Below are 19,692 nucleotides of genomic sequence, written 5' to 3' on the forward strand. Positions count from 1 at the left end.
ATGGCGTCTCGGTCAACGTCCGAGCAGCGCCCTGAGCCTGGCGAAGATATTGAAACCTTCGCCCATGGCGGCGCGCACGCGAACGGCGACCCACCCGGCTTTCATGGTCGCACCGACGTGGCAATCGCAGACGATGTTGTGCAACTGCCAGTTGGACAGTTCGAAAAAGCGCTTTGCCTCGCCATAGGTGTCGCCTTCCAGACCCTGCGCCCGCAGTATCGGATCTTCGAACGCGACGCTGATGGGGGATTGCACGCAGTAGGCGTTTTCGCGCATGTCGGGGCTCATATATTCGGTGCCCGGAAGCGCTCCGAGGCGCCGTTCAGGATGACGCTCAAGAAGACTTGCCCAGCGCTCCAGGCGTTGGTTCCGCGTCATTGTCGGGCACACCGTATCAACTTCCGCGATTGCGTGTAGTTGTTCGAGTGTATGGGACTTCATGGTCAGCTCCTGTTGATCCAGGTTCCTCCCGCTTCAAGGTGAGTCGCGAGATCACGACAGCGCGCTCGCCGTCGCCGCGCTCCGAACTCTTTGTTGTCGCTGAAGTTCCATCATTTTGAGAATTTGAAGGCTGGTGCGGCGGCAACTCGGCAAACCCCAGGGCCGTTGCGCCACCTCGGTCGGTGCTGGGTCAGCCCCTTCCAACTCCACGCTCCTGGCCCCGGCCGGCTTTCGGCGCAGGAGTGTCGGTGTTCAATGCTGGAGATCGTCGGGCGGGTCCTCCAGGCTCCTGCTGGGGTGAATTTCGTTCGAGAGGGGGATATCCATCGTGCAGATCACCTCGGCATCGGTGAAGCGCAGCGAGCCAGCTCCGCCGATCTCATAGGGCACCACCTTTTCGATCAGCTCGGATCCGAAGCCGCGTCGCGCAGGTATTGCTGCCGGACCATGCAGGTCCTCGATCCAGCGGATCTTCAGCTCCTGTCTGGCGGGCGTGCCACCCACTTTCCAGCTTACGCTGATTGATTTGTCGGCTGCCGACAGCGCGCCATATTTCATCGAGTTGGTGGCGAGTTCGTGGAACGCCAGGCCCAAGGTCTCCGCCGTCTTTCCGGACAAGGAAATATCCGGGCCATCTATGGTGAACTGATCTTCCGTCCGGCCGCCTTGGGACGCAAGCTCGTCAAGGACAAGCATGTCAAGCTGCACGGTGGCCGAGGCCGATCGCATCAGCACATTGTGCGTGCGTGCAAGCGCATTGATGCGGCCCTCGAGGTGAAAGGCATAGTCCTCGACATTGTTGCTGTTTTCAACCGACCGGCGAGCGATCGAACGGACAATGCTCAACGTGTTGCGAACGCGGTGCTGCAATTCGGCGGCAAATGCCTTCGTCGCCTGGAGGCGGTCGCGTGTGACCTGGAGTTCGGCTTCGAGCCGGGCGATATGATCGTCACGTTCGTCCATCTGTTCATCGACATGGCTGAGCCGCATCGACGCGGAAGCATCGCGTTCTTCGGCGGACACACCTTGCGGACGGGAGAATGTACCCGTGACGTCTTTCTTGGGAGGTCTTTTTCCAGCCACCTGTCAGTCTTTCAACCGTTCATCGATCATGCGCGGGGCCAAGCGCATCGTCTCGTCGGCCTTTGGCTCGCGTTCACGCGCCCAGGATTGGCTTTCGTGCCGCCGCGCGGGATTTTCAGCCGGCGAAAATGATACCGTCGAGCCGGCAGGAGCATTAATGCCGCCGCTGTCGGCGGAAATATGGAGGGCGATCGCAGCGGCCCAGCGGATCGATCGTACCTGCCGATCCGCCGATCAAATCGCGCTTGGCCATCGCTCGCTACCGCCTCCGGTCACGCCGAACCGGCAGAAGCAGGCCAGGTTCCCTATGATGTTTCATTTTTGCGCTCCACTCGATGAGGCCGTGCCTGATCATGCAAAAGGCTCCCTGACGTCCAACAGATGAAGGTAATCAGGATTGAAAAAGGCCGCCGCCTCCAGTTTCGCCAGGTTCTTGATCGTTACAGTGCCGTTGTTGAACGAAATGAGGCCGTCGCGCCTGAGATCCTGAAGCGTACGGTTGATGTGCACGTTCGAAAGACCGAGCGTATCGCCCAGGGTCGCCTGGGTTACCGGTAGGGGATAGCTCTTGCCGGCCGTTTCACCAATTGCGTGAAGCCTGTGGAACAGCTCGCAAAAAAGGTGAGCCATCCGCTCATAAGCAGTCCGCTGGCCGATGTTGACGACCCATTCGCGGGTGATCGCCTCGTCGAGCAGCGTGGTCCACCAGAGCGCACGCGTAAGATTGGGATAGCTGTTGGTGAAGCCGAGGATGGCGCTCTGCGGGATCGCCGCAACCTTGGAGCGGCTGAGAGCACCGATCGAGTGGTCCATGCGCCGCAGCAGGAACACGTGAAGATCGCAAAGGTCGCCCGGCACCAAATAGGCAAGGATCTGTCGCCGACCGTCTTCGAGAATCTTGTAGCGGCAGGCAAATCCTTCGAGCAGCAGGTTGACCCCGCCTGTCCTGTCGCCCCTTTGGATGACGTCATCGCCGGCGGCGAATTCGGCGACCTTTGTTGTCGCGCTCTCGATGGCGTCGCATTCTTCCACGGACAGGACCGTGAAATTGGACAGCTTGCGGATAAGCGGGTGCCGCGCGGTCTTCGCTCTCAGGCCAACCGCCGGCTCGCTTCTCTCGTTCATCGCGTATCGTGTGCCGTCGCGGCAACGAACTCGACAATGCTGCCGAATTCCAGAGGCTTTTCAAATCGCCTGATCCCGCCGAGCTCTGCTGGTATGGCCGTCTGATCATAGCCGGTGGCGAAGGCGATCGGAACGCCTTTCGCCAACGACTCGCGGGCAATCTCGAATGTCTGCTCGCCGCGCAAGTTGATATCGAGAATCGCAAAATCGCATTGACCGCTGTTCAGCAATTCGATTGCGGGCTCGACCGTGGCGACCGGGCCGAGCACTATCGCCCCTTGTGTGACGAAAGCCTTACGCAGGTCATCGGCGAGAAAATATTCGTCTTCCACGATCAAAACGCGAATCCCGCCCAGAAAGGCTGATTTCGCCGCTTCCCCGTCCATGGTGCAAGAGCTCTCCCTTTGCAGCGGCCATCACTTGGGACACTACACCGCAACCCGCTGCACTCCCAGTTATATTTCCACCGATGCAGCGGAGGTGAACTCCAAAGCCACCGCCAGCCCCTATTTTCCTGAATCGACATCTTTTTCGTCTGCCGTTTTAACAATTGTGATGGCAGGTTTCGGTGTCCGTCAACACAGTGAGAAAAACGGGGAAATAAGGAGGAGGAACCGATGCCTGTGATCGATATGACCTCGAAGGAACTGATCCGGGCCATCGATCACTACATCAATTCCCGCAGAAATCTCGAATGGCCAATTTCCACGGCGCAGGCGGTGTCAGCCATCCGTTACGAACTGCCAGAATGCACTCTCTCCGACAAAGAACTGGCGGACATTGTTGCCAGCTCAGCAATTCAAAAGCATCGCAACATCGCATTTGACCTGCAGTCGTAGCCATGCTCATGCATGTCGCCCAAAACGCCTCGGTTTGGAACAAAGACATGCATGAAAACAGAAACCTGACACAGGTCGCCCGCCTCGACGCATGCCGGGGCGGGCGCTTTGGAACATGCGGTCATTGAAGGACCTGGACGATTTTCCGGGTTTCCGGGTCGACCAGAACTGTTCGATTGTCGACCACGACGTAGCGGTATTTCACATCGGGAACTTCATGAAGTTCGACCGTATCAGGCACGGTGGATCCGACATTGAGTTCCACGCCGGGCAGTTGGACCGAGGCCAGCGGCTGCTTCTTCACATACTCCTTGATAACGGTTTCTTGCTCCGGCTGGATGACCACATCTTGCGCCGCGGCCGCTCCGGCCCCCGCAAGAAACAGGATGCCCACTGCCGTTCCCAGTAGATATTTTTCCACTTCTGTCTCCATCAGATGTTGGGCAGGGCGCCAAGCCGACGACGCCACCGGCGTTTCGGCAGGTGCGCCCCATGCGCCGAACTTCGCAAAATGCCGGCAGTTCCATCCGCTCCGGAATATATTAGCCTTCGGTGGAACAATCACGGGGTGGCAAAGTTTTGCCGCGAAGGGACTGCCATCCTAGGAGATTTCCCATGAGAACCACTCTGATCACCAGCATGTTAGCGCTTACCCTCGGATGTGGGGCGGCAATCGCGCAGACCCAGCAGCAGTCGGGCGAAGCGGCCCAATCGGGTGGGGCAGACACTTGCGCAGCCGGCTCGGCCAATTGCCAGAAGGGCGGCAGCACCGAGCAGCAGACGCAAGGCAAGGCCGGCATGAAGACCGACGAGCAGGCGCAAGGCAAGGCCGGAGCGAAGACCGATGAGCAGGCGCAGGGCAAGGCGGGCGTAAAGACCGACGAGCAGGCGCAAGGTAAGGCCGGCATGAAGACCGATGAGCAGGCGCAAGGCAAGGCCGGCATGAAGACCGACGAGCAGGCGCAAGGCAAGGCCGGCATGAAGACCGACGAGCAGGCGCAAGGCAAAGCCGGAGCGAAGACCGACGAGCAGGCGCAAGGCAAGGCGGGCGTGAAGACCGATCAGCAGGCGCAAGGCAAGCCCCGCATGAAGACCGACGAGCAGGCGCAGGGCAAGGCCGGTACGACTACCGATCAGCAAGCGCAGGGCAAGGCCGGTACGACTACCGACCAGAGTTCAACCGCTTCAATCAACAATATATCCGTCGAGCAGAAGACCGAAATCACCAACGTCATCCGCGAGACGAAGGTGGAACCGGTCTCGAACCTCGACGTGGACATTTCGGTCGGCGTGAAAGTGCCGAAGCAGAAGGTGCGGCTGCATCGACTTCCGCACCGGATCGTCGAAATCGTTCCTGCCTATGAGAGCTATGAATATTTCCTCCTGGCCGATGGCAGGATTGTTATTGTCGATCCGAACTCATATGAGATCGTCGCTATCCTGAGTTAGGAACCGAGCCGACTAACAAAAGCCCGCTCTCCATCGAAAGCGGGCTTTTGCGGCGCCTTCGGGCTCGAAAAATGTCAGTCGTGCGTCCCCTATTCACTCCGCTGCCATGTCGGGTGCCCGGCTTCGTACCGGGCCTAGCGCGTCGGCGTTCTGCACCAGTGCGCGCATGTAGCCCAATGCGAAGGCCTTGCCGGCGTGCCATGGCGCGTCGCAGGCCATCTCAGGCGTGTGATCGGGTATCATGACGCCTTGATAATTCTCGTCGCGCAGAATGCGCACGATCTCGGCCATGTCGATGTCGCCGTCGTCGACGAAGGTTTCGTGATATTTCGGCACTTTGCCCCGCACATTGCGGAAATGGATATAGCCGATGCGGCCACGCCGCGCGAAACGGCGCACATGGCTGTAGATCTCCTCGGTCTGCGGCATCTCCTGCAGCGAGCCGAGGCAGAGCTCCAGCCCGTTGGCGGGCGAGTCGACGATATCCATCAGCCGATCATATTTCTGCGGCCGGTTGACGAGGCGCGCCGTGCCGCGCAGCGCCTCGGCGGGTGGATCGTCCGGATGCGCAGCCATCACGACGCCGGCCTCTTCGGCCACCGGTACGATTTCGCGCAGAAAGACGCCAAGCCGTTCCCACAGTTCTTCTTGCGAGACCCTGACAGGCGCGGCGCCGGCTCGGCCCGGCCGGTAGCGCATATTCCAGACCACTCCGTCGGGCAGCGGCAGGTCGGGATCGATATTGGACAAATCGAGCCCCACGGACATGGCGTCGCCGCGCGCGAATGGCCCGCGCTGCCAGCCCCACACGCCCGCGATCGAGAAGTTGTAGCCTATGCAGGGAATGCCGGCCCGGCCGGCGTCACGCACCAGGCGCTTGAGGCCGTCGAGCTGCCTCGACCGATCGGGGCCGCCGAGCAGCACGTCGGACCAGAAGCGCGGCGACAGGTTTTCGATGCCGGCGATCTCCAGGCCGTTGTCGCGTACGGTTTTCACCAGTCCGGTGAAATCCTCGTAGCTCCACAATCCATCCGTTGAACAATCGCCCCAGCCATCCGTTTCGGTGCCGGCCGACAGCGAGGGATCGCGGCCGCGAAAATAGTTGGTCAGATGCGCAACGACATGCGTTGCGCCGGCCTGCCGGGCAAAGCGGAAATTCTCCGGCGTCAGCGAATCGCGATAGAGGCCAAGTCCGATCTTCATCCGCGTTACCCTACTTGACGCCGATGCCGGCGGTGAGGCCGCCATCGATCTTGTAGTCAGCGCCGGTGCAGAAGCCGGCTTTCGATGAACACAGGAAAGCGATGAGTTCCGCCACTTCCTCCGGCTCGCCGATACGGCCGAGCGGATGGGCGGCGCCGAAGCGCCTGTAGGCTTCTTCGACATCGGCGTCGCTGCCATTGTCGCCACGCGCCGCCTTCTCGAGGATTGGCGTGCGGATCGAGCCCGGGCTGACCGAATTGACCCGGATGCCGGCCGCGGCATAGTCGAGCGCCAGCGAACGCGTCAACGTGTGGATGGCGCCCTTGGTTGTGGCATAGGCTGCGACGTTCTGCTGGCAGGCGAACCCCTGCACCGAGGCGACATTGACGATGGCACCGCCGCCTCGGCGGATCATTTCGGGAATGCCGAAATGCGCGGTCAGGTAGATCGACCCGACATTGACCGTCATCGCCCGGTTCCAGGTTTCCCAGTCGGTGGTGGTCGCCGTGCCGTAGGGGTGGACCGCCGCCGAATTGACGATGATGTCGATGCCGCCGAACCTCGCGACGCCCGCTGCGACCGCGTCGCGCACCTGGTCGGAAACGGAGACATCCACCGTTTGCACCAGCGCATTCGCTCCGGCCTTGGCGAGGTTCTCCTGCATGGCGGCATTGGCCGCCCGGTCGATGCCGCAGGCGATGATCGCAGCGCCGCCTTGCGCCAGGCGACTCGCAGTGGCGAGCGCGATGCCGGTCGTGCCGGTGATCAGCGCCACCTTGTTCTCAAAATCAGACATGATGCAAATCCTTGGAAGATGCCGGACCCGGATGCACCGGGTTTGCCGCCGACATACGGGCGTTTTCGAGGTCGTCGGGAACGAAGCGCAAGCCGAAATCGAGATGCCGGCTCATCAGGTAGCAGTAGGCAATGCGGTCGCGCGCGCGCAGCGCCGCGATGATCTCGCCATGCGCGTGGCGTGTTTCGCTCAGCACCGGCCGGATGGATTTGCCGACGGTCATGATGTGCAGGATGACCGGCGACAGGAACTGATAAGTCTGCACCAGCATGCGGTTGCCGGCGAGCTTCATCAGCGCCAGATGGAAATCGAAATCGCGTTGCGCGGCTTCCTGGACATCCTTGCTGGTCTCGATCAGGCCATTGACCTCGTCCAGGGCTTCAAGTTCGGCGGCGCTGGCATTGAGGATGATGTGGTCGCCGACGCTCACTTCGATGATGCGGCGAAATCCTTGTATGTCGTGAAAGGACGTTTTCGATATGTCCATTTGCGCGGCGAAAAAATTCTGGATCGCGACATTCTGGCGATCGGCGAGCACCGCGCCGACGCGCGGCTTGGGATCGATCAGCCCATAGGTTCGGATGGTGCGCAGCGCCTCGCGTATCGTGTTGCGGCTGGCGCCGAACAGTTCGCCAAGCTCCCGTTCGGTGGGCAGCACATCGCCGATGGACATGGCGCGATTGCGGATGAGGTCGAGGATCTGCCGCACGGTCTGGTCGACGGCGGAACTGCTGATCCCGGCTTCGTCTGCCGCCTCCATCGAATCGTGGCTCGCCTGTTCCACCGCAGAACTCCTTGCTATTTGTTGGACCACCCTAGGGCTCGATCCACAGGAAATCAACTGTATGGCGACGGAGAGGTTCTGTTGACAGGCTTGTGGTCCGACAATATGGTCGCCGCCAACCCTGAGGAGGCTTCATGGAACAGTGCTGGCGCTGGTATGGTCCCGATGATCCGGTGACGCTTGAACATGTCAGGCAGGCCGGCGCCACCGGCGTTGTCTCCGCGTTGCACCAGATCTATGACGGCCGCGCCTGGCCTGAGGCCGATGTGCTCGAGCGCAAGCGGATCATCGAGGCGGCTGGCCTGAAATGGTCGGTCGTCGAGAGTATTCCGGTGCACAATTCCTTCAAGATCGGCGCGCCCGAGCGCGAGCGCTATGCCGGCTACTACCGCGACAGCATCCGGGCGCTCGCCAAGGCCGGCATCGAGACGATCTGCTACAATTTCATGCCGGTGGTGGACTGGACCCGCACCGACCTAATGTATCGCCTGCCGACAACCGGCTATGCGCTGCGCTTCGATGCGATCGATTTCGCGGCCTACGATCTTTTCGTGCTGCAGCGCAAGAACGGTGCGGCAAGCTATACGCCGGCGCGTATCGCCGAGGCCGAGAAGCGGCTGAAGACGCTGACGCCGGAGCAGATCGACCGGATCGAGCGCAATCTCATCGCCGGCCTGCCGGCGACCGAACGCAGCTACAACAGGGACAGTTTTCGCGAAGCCCTGGCGGAATACGATTCGATCGGGCCGAACGAACTGCGCGACAACCTTGCCTGGTTCCTGCGCGAGATTGTTCCGGCGGCCGAAGAGGAGGGGGTGCGCATGTGCATTCATCCCGACGACCCGCCCTTCTCGCTCTATGGCCTGCCGCGCGTGGTTTCGACGGCGCAGGACGCGCGTTTTATCCTCAACGCCGTCGACAGTCCCGCCAATGGACTGACCTTCTGTACCGGCTCCTATGGCACGCGCGCCGACAACGACATCGTCGCCATGGTCAAGGAATTCGCTGACCGCATCCACTTCGTCCACCTGCGCAACATCACCATCGAGGAGGACGGCTCGTTCTATGAAGCCGAGCATCTCGAAGGCAGCACCGACATGGCGCACGTTATCCTGGCTCTGATGCAGGAAGAAAAGCGCCGCCGCGAGCAAGGCCGGGCCGACTGGCAGATCCCGATGCGGCCGGACCATGGGCATCTGCTTGCCGACGACATCGGCAAGAAAAAGATCAACCCCGGCTATTCGCTTATCGGACGGCTCAAGGGTTTGGCTGAACTGCGCGGCATCATGCGCGCCGTGGAGCGTTTCGATCTGGCTTGAAGCGATGCATCGGCCAGTCGGGAGGATGTGTGCGCTTTTTGCGCAAATGAAAACAAGTTGCGCATATGAAAAATGGTGCTAGTGTCGATGGCGAGCCGGCTATTGCCGGTGCCGGGAGGATTTGAGTGGCATGACGAAGCTGCGCGGACTGGCGTGGGATCATAGACGATGCTGGGGTCCGCTGGACGCCAGCATCGAGTCCTATTGCGCCGCGCATCCCGGCCTGGAGATCCAATGGGACCGCCGCAGCCTCTATGAATTCGGTGAGGGCGCCCTCGGTCCGGTGCTCGGCACTTACGATCTGGTCGTGTTCGACCATCCCTTCATCGGCGATATCGCCCAGGATGAACTGATGGTCCCGTTCGACGCTTATCTGTCGGCCGAACAGATCCATTTCTTCGAACGTGACTCAGTCGGGGCGTCCTGGCGTTCCTACCAGAAGAACAGCCGCCAGTGGGCGCTGCCGATCGACGCCGCCTGCCAGGTCGCCTCCTATCGGCCGGATTTGCTGGAGCGCTACGGCCCGGTGCCCGGCACGCAGCAGGACGTGCTGGAGCTTGGCCGGCGCGCGCGCAGCGACGGCAAGTGGCTCGGCCTGCCCTTCGTGCCGACCGACGCCATGTGTCTGCTTCTGACGCTTGGCCGTCCCCAGGAAGATGGCGAGCAATTCATCGCGAAGGAAATGGTCGAGCAGGCGATTGCGCAATTGCGCGAGCTTGTCGCGCTTTCGCACCCGGACTCGTCGAAGTGGAATCCGATCCGCTGCTACGACCACATGATCGCGCATGACGACGTTGTCTACGTGCCGTTCGCCTTCGGCTATGTGAATTACGCCTCGAAACCCGACAGGCCCCATCTGCGCTTCGCCGACGTGCCCACCCCGCAAGCCGCCGGCGCCTTGCTCGGCGGTGCCGGCATCGGCGTCAGCGCCCAATCGAAGCACAAGCAGGCCGCGATCGACTACGCACTGTTCCTGTGCTCGCCCGAATACCAGCGCGGCGACTATGTGAAGTCTGGCGGACAACCGGGTTCGCTGGCTGCCTGGAAGGATGCCGGGGTCAATGGTCTTTCCGGCGATTTCTTCGGCTCGACGCTGCGGACGATCGCCTCGTCCTATCTGCGTCCGACCCATCCGGGCTTCATCGCCTTCTTCCGCGAATGCGCGCCGCATGCCGCCGCAGCCATAGCCGGTGACATGTCGGCGACCGAACTCGCAGGCCACGTCAACAGCCTCTACCGCGAAACCAGGCAAGTCCAGCCGGAACGGAGCGTCGCCTGATGGCCGCCAGCGTTGCCGAGACGCTCGACGAGGGCGAAAGCGGCCGCAACGGCTATCGCGTGCCGGCGGTGGAGAAGGCGCTCGACGTTCTGGAATTCATGGCCTCCAGCGCCGAAACGCTGACCCAGACCGAGATCGCGACCGGCCTCGGCCGCTCCATTCACGAGATCTACCGTATCCTGCTTCTGCTGGAGAAACGGGGCTATATCTTTCGCACGCAATCGGACCGTTTCCGGCTGTCGCTGAAGCTGTTCGAACTGGCGCACATGCATCCGCCGGTAAACCGGCTGGTGGAATGCGCTCTGCCGGTGATGCGCGAATTGACCGCCAATGCCGACCAGAGCTGCCATCTCGTGGTGCGCGAGGGCCAGAACGCACTGGTGGTTTTGCAGATCGATTCGCCGCTGCCGATGCGCTACTCGGTAGCACTCGGGTCGCATTTCCCGATCCTCGAAACAAGTTCGGGTGCCGTGCTGCTCGCCCATTCGAACCGGGCCGAGCGCGACCGCATCGTCGAGCGCATCGTGGCCGCCGGTGAGGGCCAGGGCACGCGGGCCGAAATCGAGGCGCGGCTGAACGAGGTCGCCAGGCTCGGCTACGAGATGCGCGCTTCCTTGGCCGTTGCGGCCTGCACCAACATCTCCATGCCTGTGCACGATCACACCGGTGCCGTCATCGCCGCGCTAACCGTGCCGCTGCTGCCGCAGAAGGCGGCGCGGTTCGACAGCGAAACCGTCTTCGAACGCACCCGCGCCGCCGCCGAGAAGATATCGGCGGCACTCGGCTGGGGCGAAGCCACCAACTCCTTACGTGCCGACCCGGAACGGCGGGACTATCCGTTCAGCGACTAACAAAAGCGATAAATCTGGGAGAAGAAAATGCTCTGGTCCAAGTCAATCCTGTTTGCGTCCGCCGCCGTGCTGGCGCTCGGCGCCGCCGCCGCGCATGCCGAGAACATGCCCAAGCGCATCGGCTACGTCACCAACTACGCCACCCATGAGTGGTATCAGAACGTCATCAAGGGCATGAAGGCTCACGGCAAGGAACTCGGCATCGAGGTCGAGGTGCAGGATGCCAATCTCGACATAGCCAAGCAGGTCGCCGCGGCCGAAGACTTCATCGCCAAGGGCGTCGACGTGCTGATCATCACCCCGGTGAACGAAGAAGGCGTGGTGCCGCTGCTGCGCCAGGCCAAGGCCGCCAACGTGCCGGTCGTGCTGGAAGGCAATCCGGTCAAGGGCATGACGACCATGGTCGCCATCTGCGACTACGACACCGGCTATTTCTCCGGCGTCGAGGCCGGCAAATACGCGAAGGAAAAGCTCGGCGGCGTTGCCAAGGTGATGAATGTCGGCCTGCCGCTGCTTTCCGCCACCGTGCTGCGCTCGCACGGCTTCATGGACGGGCTGAAGACCATCATCCCCGATGCGGTCATGGTCCACGATCTCGACGGCGGCGGCAATCCGGACCGCGCTCTCGAAGTGTCCTCCGCGGCACTGGCCAAGAACGCCGATATCAACATCATCTACGGCATCAATGATTCGTCTTCGTTGGGTGGCCTGCAGGCCTGGAAAGCGGCGGGCAAGTCGCAAGATGGCCTGTTGACGGTCGGCACGGGCGGCGAAGGGCTTGCCTTCATCAACGCGATGCAGAACGAGCCTTCCTACCGCATCGAAGCCGCGATGTTCCCCGAGAAGGAAGGCTTTACCGCCATCGATGCCGCGGTGAAGCTTTTCAACAATGAGGAAGTGCCGGAGCACATCGTCAGCCCGACCGCGCCGATGAACGGCGACGATTGGAAGAAGTTCTATGACTATGACGGCACCACCCGCACCATCAAATGGGATGCCGTCAACGCGCTGCAGCCGCCGGCAAAGTGCATGAAGACCTCCGCCGACCTGAAGAAATAAGGCCGGCCGATATCGCCCTTCCCGTGTTGCGGGAAGGGCAGGCGGCCAGGACCTTTCGGTGGCCAAGACAAATGCCGGGTTCGACACGACAGGTTCCAGAGGGACCAGGCAAACGGCCGGGAATGGACTGAAATGAGCGAGCTTACACAGGCCTCCGCGTCGAAGCGTTTCATCGGCGGCAACCTTCTGGGCAGCAGCCAGCTCGTGCTGGGCGCAATCCTGGCCGTGCTGTGCATCGCCATCTCGATCGCGGCGCCGCAATTCTATTCGGAGGCCAACATCATCGCCATCCTGCGCCAATGCGCTCTGGTGCTGATCGTCGCCTCGGGCATGACCATGCTCATCATCACCGCCGAGGTCGACTTGTCGGTCGGCGCGTCGCTCGCCTTCGTCGGCTGCATCGGCATGGCGGTGCTCAATTCCACCCATAGTCTTACGCTCGGCATGCTGGCGGCGCTCGCCTTTGCCGGCGGGGTCGGCCTGTTCAACGGGCTGGTCGTCACCAGGCTCAGGGTGAATTCGCTGATCGCCACCATCGGCACGATGATGATGCTGCAGGGCGGCGTCTATCTCTTCACGCGCGAGGCGGTGCAGAACCACAACCAATTGGCAAACTTCACCGATCTCGGCGCCGGTTATGTCGGCCCCGTGCCGGTTCCCGTCATCCTGGCGGCGCTGATCTTCGTGGTTGCCTATGTGACGCTGCGCTTCACCACGCTCGGCCGCTACCTCTACGCGGTCGGCGCCAATGAAAAGGCGGTGCGCCTGTCAGGCATTCGCTCGGAACGGCTCAAGCTGTTGGCCTTCGTCGTCACCGGCCTGTGCGTCGGTGTTGCCGGCATGATCCTGTCGTCGCTGATGAATGCCGGCCAGCCGACCGCCGGCCGTGGCTTCGAGCTGACGGTGATTGCCGCCGTCATCCTCGGCGGCACCAGCCTGCTTGGTGGCCGCGGTTCGCTGTTCGGTACCTTGCTTGGCGTTCTGGTGCTGAAGGTGATCGACAACGGCATCATCATCCTCGGCTGGAACCAGGATTTGCAGATGGTGGTGCCGGGCATCGTCATCATCCTGGCAACCTATCTCGACATCATCCGGAACAGAGCCAATGTCCGTTGATTTCCTGCATCCTGGCGAAGGCGCGGCCATCGATACCGATGTGCCGGCGCTGGAATTGCGCGGCATCGGCAAGCGCTTTCCCGGCGTCGTGGCGCTCGACAATGTCGACTTCACCCTGGAGCCCGGCAAGATCCATGCGCTGATGGGCGAGAACGGCGCCGGCAAGTCGACGCTGATCAAGATCATGGCCGGCGTCTACGGCAAGGATGCCGGCTCCATCCGCATGCACGGACGCGAGGTCGACATCAAGTCGCCGCGCGACAGCTTGAAGCAAGGCATCAAGGTCGTGTTCCAGGAGATCGCGCTGATCTCCGAATTCACCGTTGCCGAGAACATCTTCCTGGAAGGCTATCCGACCGGCAGAAGCGGCTCCATCGACTGGAAGAAGATCCGCGCCGATTCAGCCGCGCTCTTCGACCGCATCGGCTTCAACGTCGATCCGGCGGCGCGAACCGGCTCGTTGCCGGTCAGCCAGCAGCAAATGGTCGAGATCGCCCGCGCGCTCGCTCATGAAGCCCGCGTGGTGGTGATGGACGAGCCGACATCCTCGCTGACGCCGAACGAGGTTTCGCTGCTGTTCACCGTCATCCGCCGGCTTGCCGACCTCGGCATCGCGGTGGTCTATGTCAGCCATAAGCTCGACGAAGTGTTCGAGATCGCCGACACGGTGACGGTGCTGCGCGACGGGCGCCACATCTCGACCAAGCCGATCCGCGAGCACACCAACGACACGCTGATCCAGGACATGATCGGCCGGCGCATCGAAAATCTGTTTCCCCGCAAGCGTGGCGCACCGGCTAGCAAGGTAGCCCTGTCAGTGGACAAGCTCAGCACGGCGAAGAAGCTCAACGGCGTGTCCTTCGAGGCGCGCGCCGGCGAGGTGCTCGGCTTCTTCGGGCTGATGGGCGCCGGTCGCACCGAACTCGCCAAGGCGATCGTCGGTTACGATCCGATCACTTCGGGCACGATCACCGTCGACGGCCAGCGCCTCTCGCCGCACGATACGCGCACCGGCGTCAGGTTAGGTATCGGTCTGCTCACCGAGGATCGCAAGAGCGAAGGGCTGATGGGCGAGCTGCCTGTCTACCAGAATGCCAGCCTCGCCTCGCTCGGCGCCTTCGCCCGCATGGGCTTCGTCGATAAGGCCAGGGAACACAAAGCGGTGCAGGATTACGTCGACCGCTTCCGCATCAAGACGCCCAGCCTGTTCCAAGAGGTGAAGAACCTGTCTGGCGGCAACCAGCAGAAGGTGCTGATCTCGCGCTGGCTGATGCGCGGCCTCAAGGTCATCGTCGTCGACGAGCCGACCCGCGGCATCGATGTCGGCGCCAAGTCGGAGATATTCGCCCTGATCGACCGGCTCGCCGGCGAAGGCTTGGCTGTCGTCATGATGACGTCGGAGATGCCGGAACTGCTCGGTCTTGCCGACCGGGTCGCGGTGATGTGCGAAGGCCGCCTGACCGCGATCATGCCGCGCGACGAAGCCACGCAGGAGAAGATCCTCAATGCGGCGATCGGATAAGACATGAGCGTTGTGAATACAGTCTCCGCGAAAGCCCGGCCGTCCATGCTGGCGCGGCTCTTTGCCCGGCAGGAATTGGCGCTGCTGGTCTGCCTCGTGCTGGTGCTGGCTTTCTTCTCCGTTACCGTCGAGAATTTCTTCTCCGTGCGCAACATGACCAATGTGCTCGGCCAGGCCTCGCTCGCGCTCACCGCCGGCATTGGCTGCGCCATCGTCTTCATTTCCGGCGAGGTCGATATTTCGATCGGATCGCTGCTGGCGACCATTGCACTGCCGCTGATCATCATCATGAACGACACCAATTCGCTGCTGCTCGGCGTCGGCGGCGCGCTGTTGTTCGGGCTGATCATCGGTGTCGTCAACGGCTATCTCACCGCCTATGCCGGCATCAACTCGCTGATCGTGACGCTGGGCACGATGTTCATCATGCGCGGCGGCGTCTATCTCTACACTGGTCAGCGGGCGATCCCTGACGATGCCAGCCTCGACAGCTTCATCGCGCTGTCGGATGGCCGCCTGTTCAACGTCATCCCCTATTCGGCCGTCATCGCCATCGTCCTGCTCGCCGCCTTCGCCTACATGATGCAGCACCGGCCGTTCGGACGGCAAATCTATGCCGTCGGCGGCAATCAGGAAGTGGCCCGTCTTGCAGGCTACGACGTGCGGCGGGTCAAGTTCATCTGCTTCATCATCAGCGCGCTGCTGGCGACGGTCGCCGGCATCATCCTGGCCGCGCGGGTCGGCTCGGCACAGCATACGGCGGGGCTCAATTTCGAATTCCAGGTGGTTGCCGCCACCGTGCTCGGCGGGGTCAGTCTTGCCGGCGGCATCGGCAGCCTGACCGGCATGGCGCTGGGCGTGCTGATCCTGCAATTCCTGTCCAACGGCCTGCGCGGGCTTGGCCTGCCGACCGAGTGGCAGCTGGTCATCACCGGCATGATCATCATTGCCGCGGTCGCCCTTGATGAAGCGAAACGCCGGCGTGCGAATGGAGGCTGAAGATGGCTCGTCTTGAAGCAAAAATCGCCGTCATCACTGGTGCGGCCGACGGGATCGGCCACGCGATCACGCAAGCGATGGCGCGCGAAGGGGCGCATGTCTTCCTGGGCGACATCGCCGACAGCGCTGGTGAGGATTTCGCGGCCGCACTTCGCGCCGCCGGCCACCGCGCCGACTATCTGCATTGCGACGTTTCGCAGGAGGCCGACATTTCAGGCCTCATCGACAGTGCCGTCAAAAAGACGGGACGCCTCGACATCCTCGTCAACAACGCGGCCATTGCCATTGGCGGCATGCCGGTGCACGAGATGACCGACGAGCAGTGGCACCGGCTGATAGCAGTCAACCTGACCAGCGTGTTTCGCGCCTGTAAATACGCGCTGCCGCACATGATCGCGCAGAAATCGGGCTCGATCATCAACATGGCCTCCGCGCAAGGCCACATCGGGCTTGATGGCTGGACCGCCTATGCCGGCGCCAAGGGCGCGGTCATGGCGATGACACGCCAGATGGCGGTTGAATTCGGGCCGCTGAACATCCGCGTCAATTCGATCTCGCCGGGCACCATCAACACGCCGATGAACGACAAACTCATCAAGGAGATCGGCGGCAATCTTGCCAAGGCCTGGGTCAAGATGCATCCGCTCGGCCGTATCGGCGAGCCTTCGGAAGTGGCCGAGGCCGCCGTCTATCTTGCCTCCGATGCCGCCGGCTTCACCACCGGCACCGACCTGCGCGTCGATGGCGGGCTGACGGCGGCGCCGCGCTACGTTCCCGAACTGCTTTGAAAATTTTGAAACGAGACATGACATGAACAAGGCCCTCGAAGGCGTCCGCATCCTCGATTTCAGCCATCTGCTGCAGGGGCCGTTCGCTACCCAGCTGCTCGGCGACATGGGCGCCGATGTCATCAAGATCGAGCGCGCCGGCGCCGGCGACATGTTCCGTGGCATGACCTTCTTCGCCAAATGGGTCGGCGGCTCGGAGAGCCCGAACTTCCTCGCCTGGAACCGCAACAAGCGTTCGATCGCGCTCAACCTGAAGAGCCGCAAGGTGCATGCCATCATCATGGAAATGGCGAAAAGCGCCGACGTGGTGGTGCAGAACTTCCGCCCAGGCGTGCTGGCCAAGCTCGGCTATGGTTATGAGGATTTCAAGACCGTCAATCCGCGCATCATCTATTGCTCGGGCTCGGGCTATGGCGAGGAAGGGCCTTATGTCGAGCGCCCCGGCCAGGACATGCTGATCCAGGGGCTCGCAGGGCTGATCGCCAACACCGGCCGCGGCGATCAAGCCCCGGTTCCCGCCGGCGCCGGCCTCGCCGACCAGATCGGCGCCATGAACATGGTCTACGGCATCCTGTCGGCGCTCTATTATCGCGAGAAGACCGGCAAGGGCCAGAAGATCGAGGTCAACCTGCTGGCCGGCCTCTTGGCGCACCTCAACCAGGAATATGTCGCGGTGCTCAATCTTGGTGAGGACTTCGTGCGGCCGAATTCCGGGATCGGCCATCCCGGCATGCAGGCGCCGTTTGGCATCTACGAGACCAGCGACGGCGGCTACGTGTCGATCGCCATGAGCCCGTTCAAGACGCTCTACGAGGTGCTGGAGGCGCCGCAGCTTGCCGTCTACGACGATCTCAAGACTTTGTTCGACAAGCGCGATGAAGTCTTCGAGAAGGTGAATGCCGAGACCAGGAAATTCGCCACGCAGGATTTGTTGGCGCGGCTGCTGGCAGCCGATATCTGGTGCGCCGAGGTGAAGGATATCCGCCGCGCCGCTGAGGACCCGCAGGTCAAGCACATGGGCATGATCACCAGCTACGACCATCCGCGCGGCGGCAAGGTGCAGGTGGTCGCCCCGGCGGTCAAGATGAGCGAGACGCCCGCGACCATAGAACGGCCGGCGCCGCTGGTCGGCCAGCACGGCCGCGAGATCCTGGCCGAGTTCGGCCTCTCCAAGGACGAGATCGCCGCATTGGAGGCGTCCGGTGACATGACCGTGGACGCCGCCTGACGATGCGCGCCTACCAGACACTCACGGTCGAAACCGCGGGCCGGGTCGCGATCGTCACCTTCCGCCGCGCCGATCAGCTCAACGCCATGAACCGGCTGATGCAAGGCGAGATCACTGAAACCTTCGAGTCGCTATCCGGCGATGCAAGCATCGGGGCGATCGTGGTGACAGGGGAAGGGCGCGGCTTCATGGCCGGCGCCGACATCAAGGAATACGCCGCCCAGACCGGACCGGAATTCGACATTTTCCAGGCTGCCGGCATGCGCATGTACGCGGCCATCGAGAACAACCGCAAACCGGTGATCGCGGCGGTCAACGGCTTCGCGCTGGGCGGCGGCATGGAGCTGGTGCTGTGCTGCGACCTCGTCATCGCCAACCAATTCGCCAAGCTCGGCCTGCCGGAAATCAAGCTCGGGCTGATCCCCGGCGGCGGCGGCACGCAACGCAGCGTGGCCAAGCTCGGCCGCAACCGCGCCAATTTCCTGCTGATGACCGGCGCCATCGTCCCGGCCTCGGAATTCGTCGCTGCCGGTCTGGTCAACGAGATCGTCGAGGTCGACCGGCTGATGCCGCGCGCGCTGGAACTGGCCGAAATGATCGCCGCCGAGCCTGCTGCCGCAATCGAGGGACTGAAGGCGCTGACGGCGCATGCCGTGTCCGGCGATCTGGACGATGGGCTCACCATGGAGCGCGACATATTGGGTGAGCTCTATCGCAGCGAGATCGGCCAGCAGCGCGTCAAGGAGTTCGCCGAGCGGAGCACGACAAAGGCAAAGAAGGGCGGGCCGTGAACGCGGGCGACGATTATCGCGGATTGGGCTGGGCGCATGGCGCGCTGACTGTCCAGCGGCTTGGCGCGATGCTGGCGCCGGTTACGTTCATTCTGGAGGACGGTCGGCAGGTTTCGCCGATGAACATTGCGCCGTGGTCGAACGAGCCGCAGGCGCAAGCGCTGCCAGGCATCCTGCGCAAGCTGCGCGGCGAATGGCCCTGCGTGCCGTTCGGCTATTCGGTGCCTGCCGAGGGATGGCCCGAGGACTGGGCTCGGGTGATGGGCTCGCCGGAGGAGGGCGAGGAAGCCCATGGCCATAGCTCCAACCATGACTGGCAATGGCGCGAGAGCGCCAAAGGATCGTTGTCACTGACACTCGCCTATCCAGCCGGAAGCCCGGTCGGGCGTGTCGAGCGGACGGTGACGCCCGATCCGTCGATGCCAGCCGTCGACGTTGAATTCAAGATCGTCGTTCGCCATGCCTGCCGATTGCCGATCGGCTTGCATCCGGTGTTCCGGCTGCCAGCGGAGATCGGCGCCGCCGCGCTGGAACTTGGTTCCTTCGATCACGGTCGCACCTATCCACACGATGTCGAAACTGGCGCTGAACTGTTCGCCCGGAACGCGTCCTTCACTGACTTGTCGAGCGTACCGGCCCGCGCGGGCGGCATGGCTGATGCTTCGCGACCGCCGCTGGTGGCCGACACGGAGGAATTGTTGCAGATCGAGGGCCTGGATGGCACGGTGGCGCTCGCCAATCATGCGGACGGGTACCGCGTGAAACTTTCCTGGCAGAAGGAGCATTTCCCGAGCCTTTTGCTCTGGTACTCCAATCGTGGCCGCAAAGCAGCACCCTGGAACGGGCGCCATGTCGCCATCGGCATCGAGCCGATCTGCTCGCCCTTCGGGCTCGGCCCGGCGACAGCGTTGGCCGACAATCCGATCGCGCAATCCGGCATTGCGACGGCGCAGGAATTCTCGCCTGAAAAACAGTTCGTGACCCGCTATCGCATCGAGGCATCCGCGCTGTGACGAACCG

22 protein-coding genes are annotated in these 19,692 nt (G+C 62.4%); 14 read left to right on the forward strand and 8 right to left on the reverse strand.

Going from position 1 to position 19,692, the window contains the following annotated elements:
- Positions 1-12: 12 nt before the first annotated feature.
- Entirely contained in the window at positions 13-441 is a 429-nt protein-coding gene (locus FJ951_RS12235; RefSeq protein ID WP_140515225.1) for a hypothetical protein, read from the reverse strand.
- A gap of 252 nt (positions 442-693) precedes the next feature.
- On the reverse strand, positions 694-1,035 hold the full coding sequence (locus FJ951_RS28765) for a sensor histidine kinase (RefSeq protein WP_224519092.1): 342 nt from the start codon (positions 1,033-1,035) through the stop codon (positions 694-696).
- Between FJ951_RS28765 and FJ951_RS28770 the strand changes: the two genes are divergently transcribed.
- Complete coding sequence (locus tag FJ951_RS28770; RefSeq protein WP_246671723.1) at positions 1,018-1,656, forward strand: hypothetical protein; 639 nt, start codon at positions 1,018-1,020, stop codon at positions 1,654-1,656. The genes FJ951_RS28765 and FJ951_RS28770 overlap by 18 nt on opposite strands.
- A gap of 219 nt (positions 1,657-1,875) precedes the next feature.
- Here the strand turns inward: FJ951_RS28770 and FJ951_RS12245 are convergent, their stop codons facing one another.
- Both FJ951_RS12245 and FJ951_RS12250 read right to left on the reverse strand, forming a co-directional pair.
- Positions 1,876-2,649, reverse strand: coding sequence for a Crp/Fnr family transcriptional regulator (locus FJ951_RS12245; protein ID WP_140497473.1), 774 nt, complete (start codon positions 2,647-2,649; stop codon positions 1,876-1,878).
- Positions 2,646-3,035 carry a response regulator gene (locus tag FJ951_RS12250; protein ID WP_140515227.1) on the reverse strand — a complete coding sequence of 130 codons (390 nt, stop codon included), beginning with the start codon at positions 3,033-3,035 and terminating at the stop codon, positions 2,646-2,648. Before FJ951_RS12250 ends, FJ951_RS12245 begins: the two co-directional genes overlap by 4 nt.
- Positions 3,036-3,266: 231 nt before the next feature.
- Here FJ951_RS12250 and FJ951_RS12255 point away from each other — a divergent pair, with 231 nt between their 5' ends.
- Entirely contained in the window at positions 3,267-3,488 is a 222-nt protein-coding gene (locus FJ951_RS12255) for a hypothetical protein (RefSeq protein ID WP_140497477.1), read from the forward strand.
- A gap of 121 nt (positions 3,489-3,609) precedes the next feature.
- Here the strand turns inward: FJ951_RS12255 and FJ951_RS12260 are convergent, their stop codons facing one another.
- Positions 3,610-3,909 (reverse strand): DUF1236 domain-containing protein, encoded by a 300-nt coding sequence (locus tag FJ951_RS12260; protein ID WP_224519082.1) that lies wholly within the window; start codon positions 3,907-3,909, stop codon positions 3,610-3,612.
- 194 nt (positions 3,910-4,103) lie between these two features.
- On the opposite strand from FJ951_RS12260, the gene FJ951_RS12265 reads away from it, so the two are divergent.
- Positions 4,104-4,937: a DUF1236 domain-containing protein gene (locus tag FJ951_RS12265; protein ID WP_140515228.1), complete on the forward strand. Its 834-nt coding sequence runs from the start codon at positions 4,104-4,106 to the stop codon at positions 4,935-4,937.
- A gap of 93 nt (positions 4,938-5,030) precedes the next feature.
- Here FJ951_RS12265 and FJ951_RS12270 read toward each other — a convergent pair whose 3' ends face one another.
- The 3 genes from FJ951_RS12270 to FJ951_RS12280 are packed head-to-tail and all read right to left on the reverse strand — an operon-like array spanning position 5,031 to position 7,720.
- A complete protein-coding gene (locus FJ951_RS12270) occupies positions 5,031-6,140 on the reverse strand; it encodes a mannonate dehydratase (RefSeq protein WP_140515229.1) in 1,110 nt (369 codons plus the stop codon).
- A gap of 10 nt (positions 6,141-6,150) precedes the next feature.
- Complete coding sequence (locus tag FJ951_RS12275) at positions 6,151-6,936, reverse strand: SDR family oxidoreductase (protein ID WP_140515230.1); 786 nt, start codon at positions 6,934-6,936, stop codon at positions 6,151-6,153.
- Entirely contained in the window at positions 6,929-7,720 is a 792-nt protein-coding gene (locus FJ951_RS12280) for a FadR/GntR family transcriptional regulator (protein ID WP_224671760.1), read from the reverse strand. The genes FJ951_RS12275 and FJ951_RS12280 overlap by 8 nt, the downstream gene beginning before the upstream one ends.
- Positions 7,721-7,854: 134 nt before the next feature.
- Here FJ951_RS12280 and uxuA point away from each other — a divergent pair, with 134 nt between their 5' ends.
- The 11 genes from uxuA to FJ951_RS12335 all read left to right on the forward strand — a co-directional run bounded on the left by uxuA (position 7,855) and on the right by FJ951_RS12335 (position 19,685).
- The gene (gene uxuA, locus FJ951_RS12285; protein WP_140515231.1) at positions 7,855-9,039 is read left to right on the forward strand and encodes a mannonate dehydratase; all 1,185 of its coding nucleotides are present in this window, start codon (positions 7,855-7,857) and stop codon (positions 9,037-9,039) included.
- Positions 9,040-9,169: 130 nt separating this feature from the next.
- On the forward strand, positions 9,170-10,318 hold the full coding sequence (locus FJ951_RS12290; RefSeq protein ID WP_140515232.1) for an extracellular solute-binding protein: 1,149 nt from the start codon (positions 9,170-9,172) through the stop codon (positions 10,316-10,318).
- Positions 10,318-11,169, forward strand: a complete 852-nt coding sequence (locus FJ951_RS12295; protein WP_140515233.1) for an IclR family transcriptional regulator — start codon at positions 10,318-10,320, stop codon at positions 11,167-11,169. The genes FJ951_RS12290 and FJ951_RS12295 overlap by 1 nt, the downstream gene beginning before the upstream one ends.
- Before the next feature lie 27 nt (positions 11,170-11,196).
- Positions 11,197-12,228 (forward strand): sugar ABC transporter substrate-binding protein, encoded by a 1,032-nt coding sequence (locus tag FJ951_RS12300; protein ID WP_027027652.1) that lies wholly within the window; start codon positions 11,197-11,199, stop codon positions 12,226-12,228.
- A gap of 132 nt (positions 12,229-12,360) precedes the next feature.
- Entirely contained in the window at positions 12,361-13,344 is a 984-nt protein-coding gene (locus FJ951_RS12305) for an ABC transporter permease (RefSeq protein ID WP_140515234.1), read from the forward strand.
- Positions 13,334-14,866 carry a sugar ABC transporter ATP-binding protein gene (locus FJ951_RS12310; RefSeq protein ID WP_140515235.1) on the forward strand — a complete coding sequence of 511 codons (1,533 nt, stop codon included), beginning with the start codon at positions 13,334-13,336 and terminating at the stop codon, positions 14,864-14,866. Before FJ951_RS12305 ends, FJ951_RS12310 begins: the two co-directional genes overlap by 11 nt.
- A 3-nt stretch (positions 14,867-14,869) precedes the next feature.
- The gene (locus FJ951_RS12315; RefSeq protein WP_140515236.1) at positions 14,870-15,865 is read left to right on the forward strand and encodes an ABC transporter permease; all 996 of its coding nucleotides are present in this window, start codon (positions 14,870-14,872) and stop codon (positions 15,863-15,865) included.
- A 2-nt stretch (positions 15,866-15,867) separates the two neighbouring features.
- Positions 15,868-16,653: an SDR family oxidoreductase gene (locus tag FJ951_RS12320; RefSeq protein WP_140515237.1), complete on the forward strand. Its 786-nt coding sequence runs from the start codon at positions 15,868-15,870 to the stop codon at positions 16,651-16,653.
- A 22-nt stretch (positions 16,654-16,675) separates the two neighbouring features.
- Entirely contained in the window at positions 16,676-17,881 is a 1,206-nt protein-coding gene (locus FJ951_RS12325; protein ID WP_140515238.1) for a CaiB/BaiF CoA-transferase family protein, read from the forward strand.
- Positions 17,882-17,883: 2 nt separating this feature from the next.
- Positions 17,884-18,672 carry an enoyl-CoA hydratase/isomerase family protein gene (locus tag FJ951_RS12330; protein WP_140497502.1) on the forward strand — a complete coding sequence of 263 codons (789 nt, stop codon included), beginning with the start codon at positions 17,884-17,886 and terminating at the stop codon, positions 18,670-18,672.
- The gene (locus tag FJ951_RS12335) at positions 18,669-19,685 is read left to right on the forward strand and encodes a hypothetical protein (RefSeq protein ID WP_140515239.1); all 1,017 of its coding nucleotides are present in this window, start codon (positions 18,669-18,671) and stop codon (positions 19,683-19,685) included. Before FJ951_RS12330 ends, FJ951_RS12335 begins: the two co-directional genes overlap by 4 nt.
- Positions 19,686-19,692 lie beyond the last annotated feature (7 nt).

This window comes from Mesorhizobium sp. B2-2-3 (assembly GCF_006442405.1).
Taxonomy (GTDB): domain Bacteria; phylum Pseudomonadota; class Alphaproteobacteria; order Rhizobiales; family Rhizobiaceae; genus Mesorhizobium.

Excerpts from the sequence above, each read along its gene's own strand:
- FJ951_RS12295 (WP_140515233.1), top strand. The coding sequence starts at position 10,318 with ATGGCCGCCAGCGTTGCCGAGACGCTCGACGAGGGCGAAAGCGGCCGC.
- FJ951_RS12320 (WP_140515237.1), top strand. The coding sequence starts at position 15,868 with ATGGCTCGTCTTGAAGCAAAAATCGCCGTCATCACTGGTGCGGCCGAC.
- FJ951_RS12275 (WP_140515230.1), bottom strand. The coding sequence starts at position 6,936 with ATGTCTGATTTTGAGAACAAGGTGGCGCTGATCACCGGCACGACCGGC.
- FJ951_RS12305 (WP_140515234.1), top strand. The coding sequence starts at position 12,361 with ATGAGCGAGCTTACACAGGCCTCCGCGTCGAAGCGTTTCATCGGCGGC.
- FJ951_RS12325 (WP_140515238.1), top strand. The coding sequence starts at position 16,676 with ATGAACAAGGCCCTCGAAGGCGTCCGCATCCTCGATTTCAGCCATCTG.
- FJ951_RS12235 (WP_140515225.1), bottom strand. The coding sequence starts at position 441 with ATGAAGTCCCATACACTCGAACAACTACACGCAATCGCGGAAGTTGAT.
- FJ951_RS12255 (WP_140497477.1), top strand. The coding sequence starts at position 3,267 with ATGCCTGTGATCGATATGACCTCGAAGGAACTGATCCGGGCCATCGAT.
- FJ951_RS12290 (WP_140515232.1), top strand. The coding sequence starts at position 9,170 with ATGACGAAGCTGCGCGGACTGGCGTGGGATCATAGACGATGCTGGGGT.
- FJ951_RS12270 (WP_140515229.1), bottom strand. The coding sequence starts at position 6,140 with ATGAAGATCGGACTTGGCCTCTATCGCGATTCGCTGACGCCGGAGAAT.
- FJ951_RS12310 (WP_140515235.1), top strand. The coding sequence starts at position 13,334 with ATGTCCGTTGATTTCCTGCATCCTGGCGAAGGCGCGGCCATCGATACC.
- FJ951_RS12300 (WP_027027652.1), top strand. The coding sequence starts at position 11,197 with ATGCTCTGGTCCAAGTCAATCCTGTTTGCGTCCGCCGCCGTGCTGGCG.
- FJ951_RS12245 (WP_140497473.1), bottom strand. The coding sequence starts at position 2,649 with ATGAACGAGAGAAGCGAGCCGGCGGTTGGCCTGAGAGCGAAGACCGCG.
- FJ951_RS12315 (WP_140515236.1), top strand. The coding sequence starts at position 14,870 with ATGAGCGTTGTGAATACAGTCTCCGCGAAAGCCCGGCCGTCCATGCTG.
- uxuA (WP_140515231.1), top strand. The coding sequence starts at position 7,855 with ATGGAACAGTGCTGGCGCTGGTATGGTCCCGATGATCCGGTGACGCTT.
- FJ951_RS12250 (WP_140515227.1), bottom strand. The coding sequence starts at position 3,035 with ATGGACGGGGAAGCGGCGAAATCAGCCTTTCTGGGCGGGATTCGCGTT.
- FJ951_RS12330 (WP_140497502.1), top strand. The coding sequence starts at position 17,884 with ATGCGCGCCTACCAGACACTCACGGTCGAAACCGCGGGCCGGGTCGCG.
- FJ951_RS12265 (WP_140515228.1), top strand. The coding sequence starts at position 4,104 with ATGAGAACCACTCTGATCACCAGCATGTTAGCGCTTACCCTCGGATGT.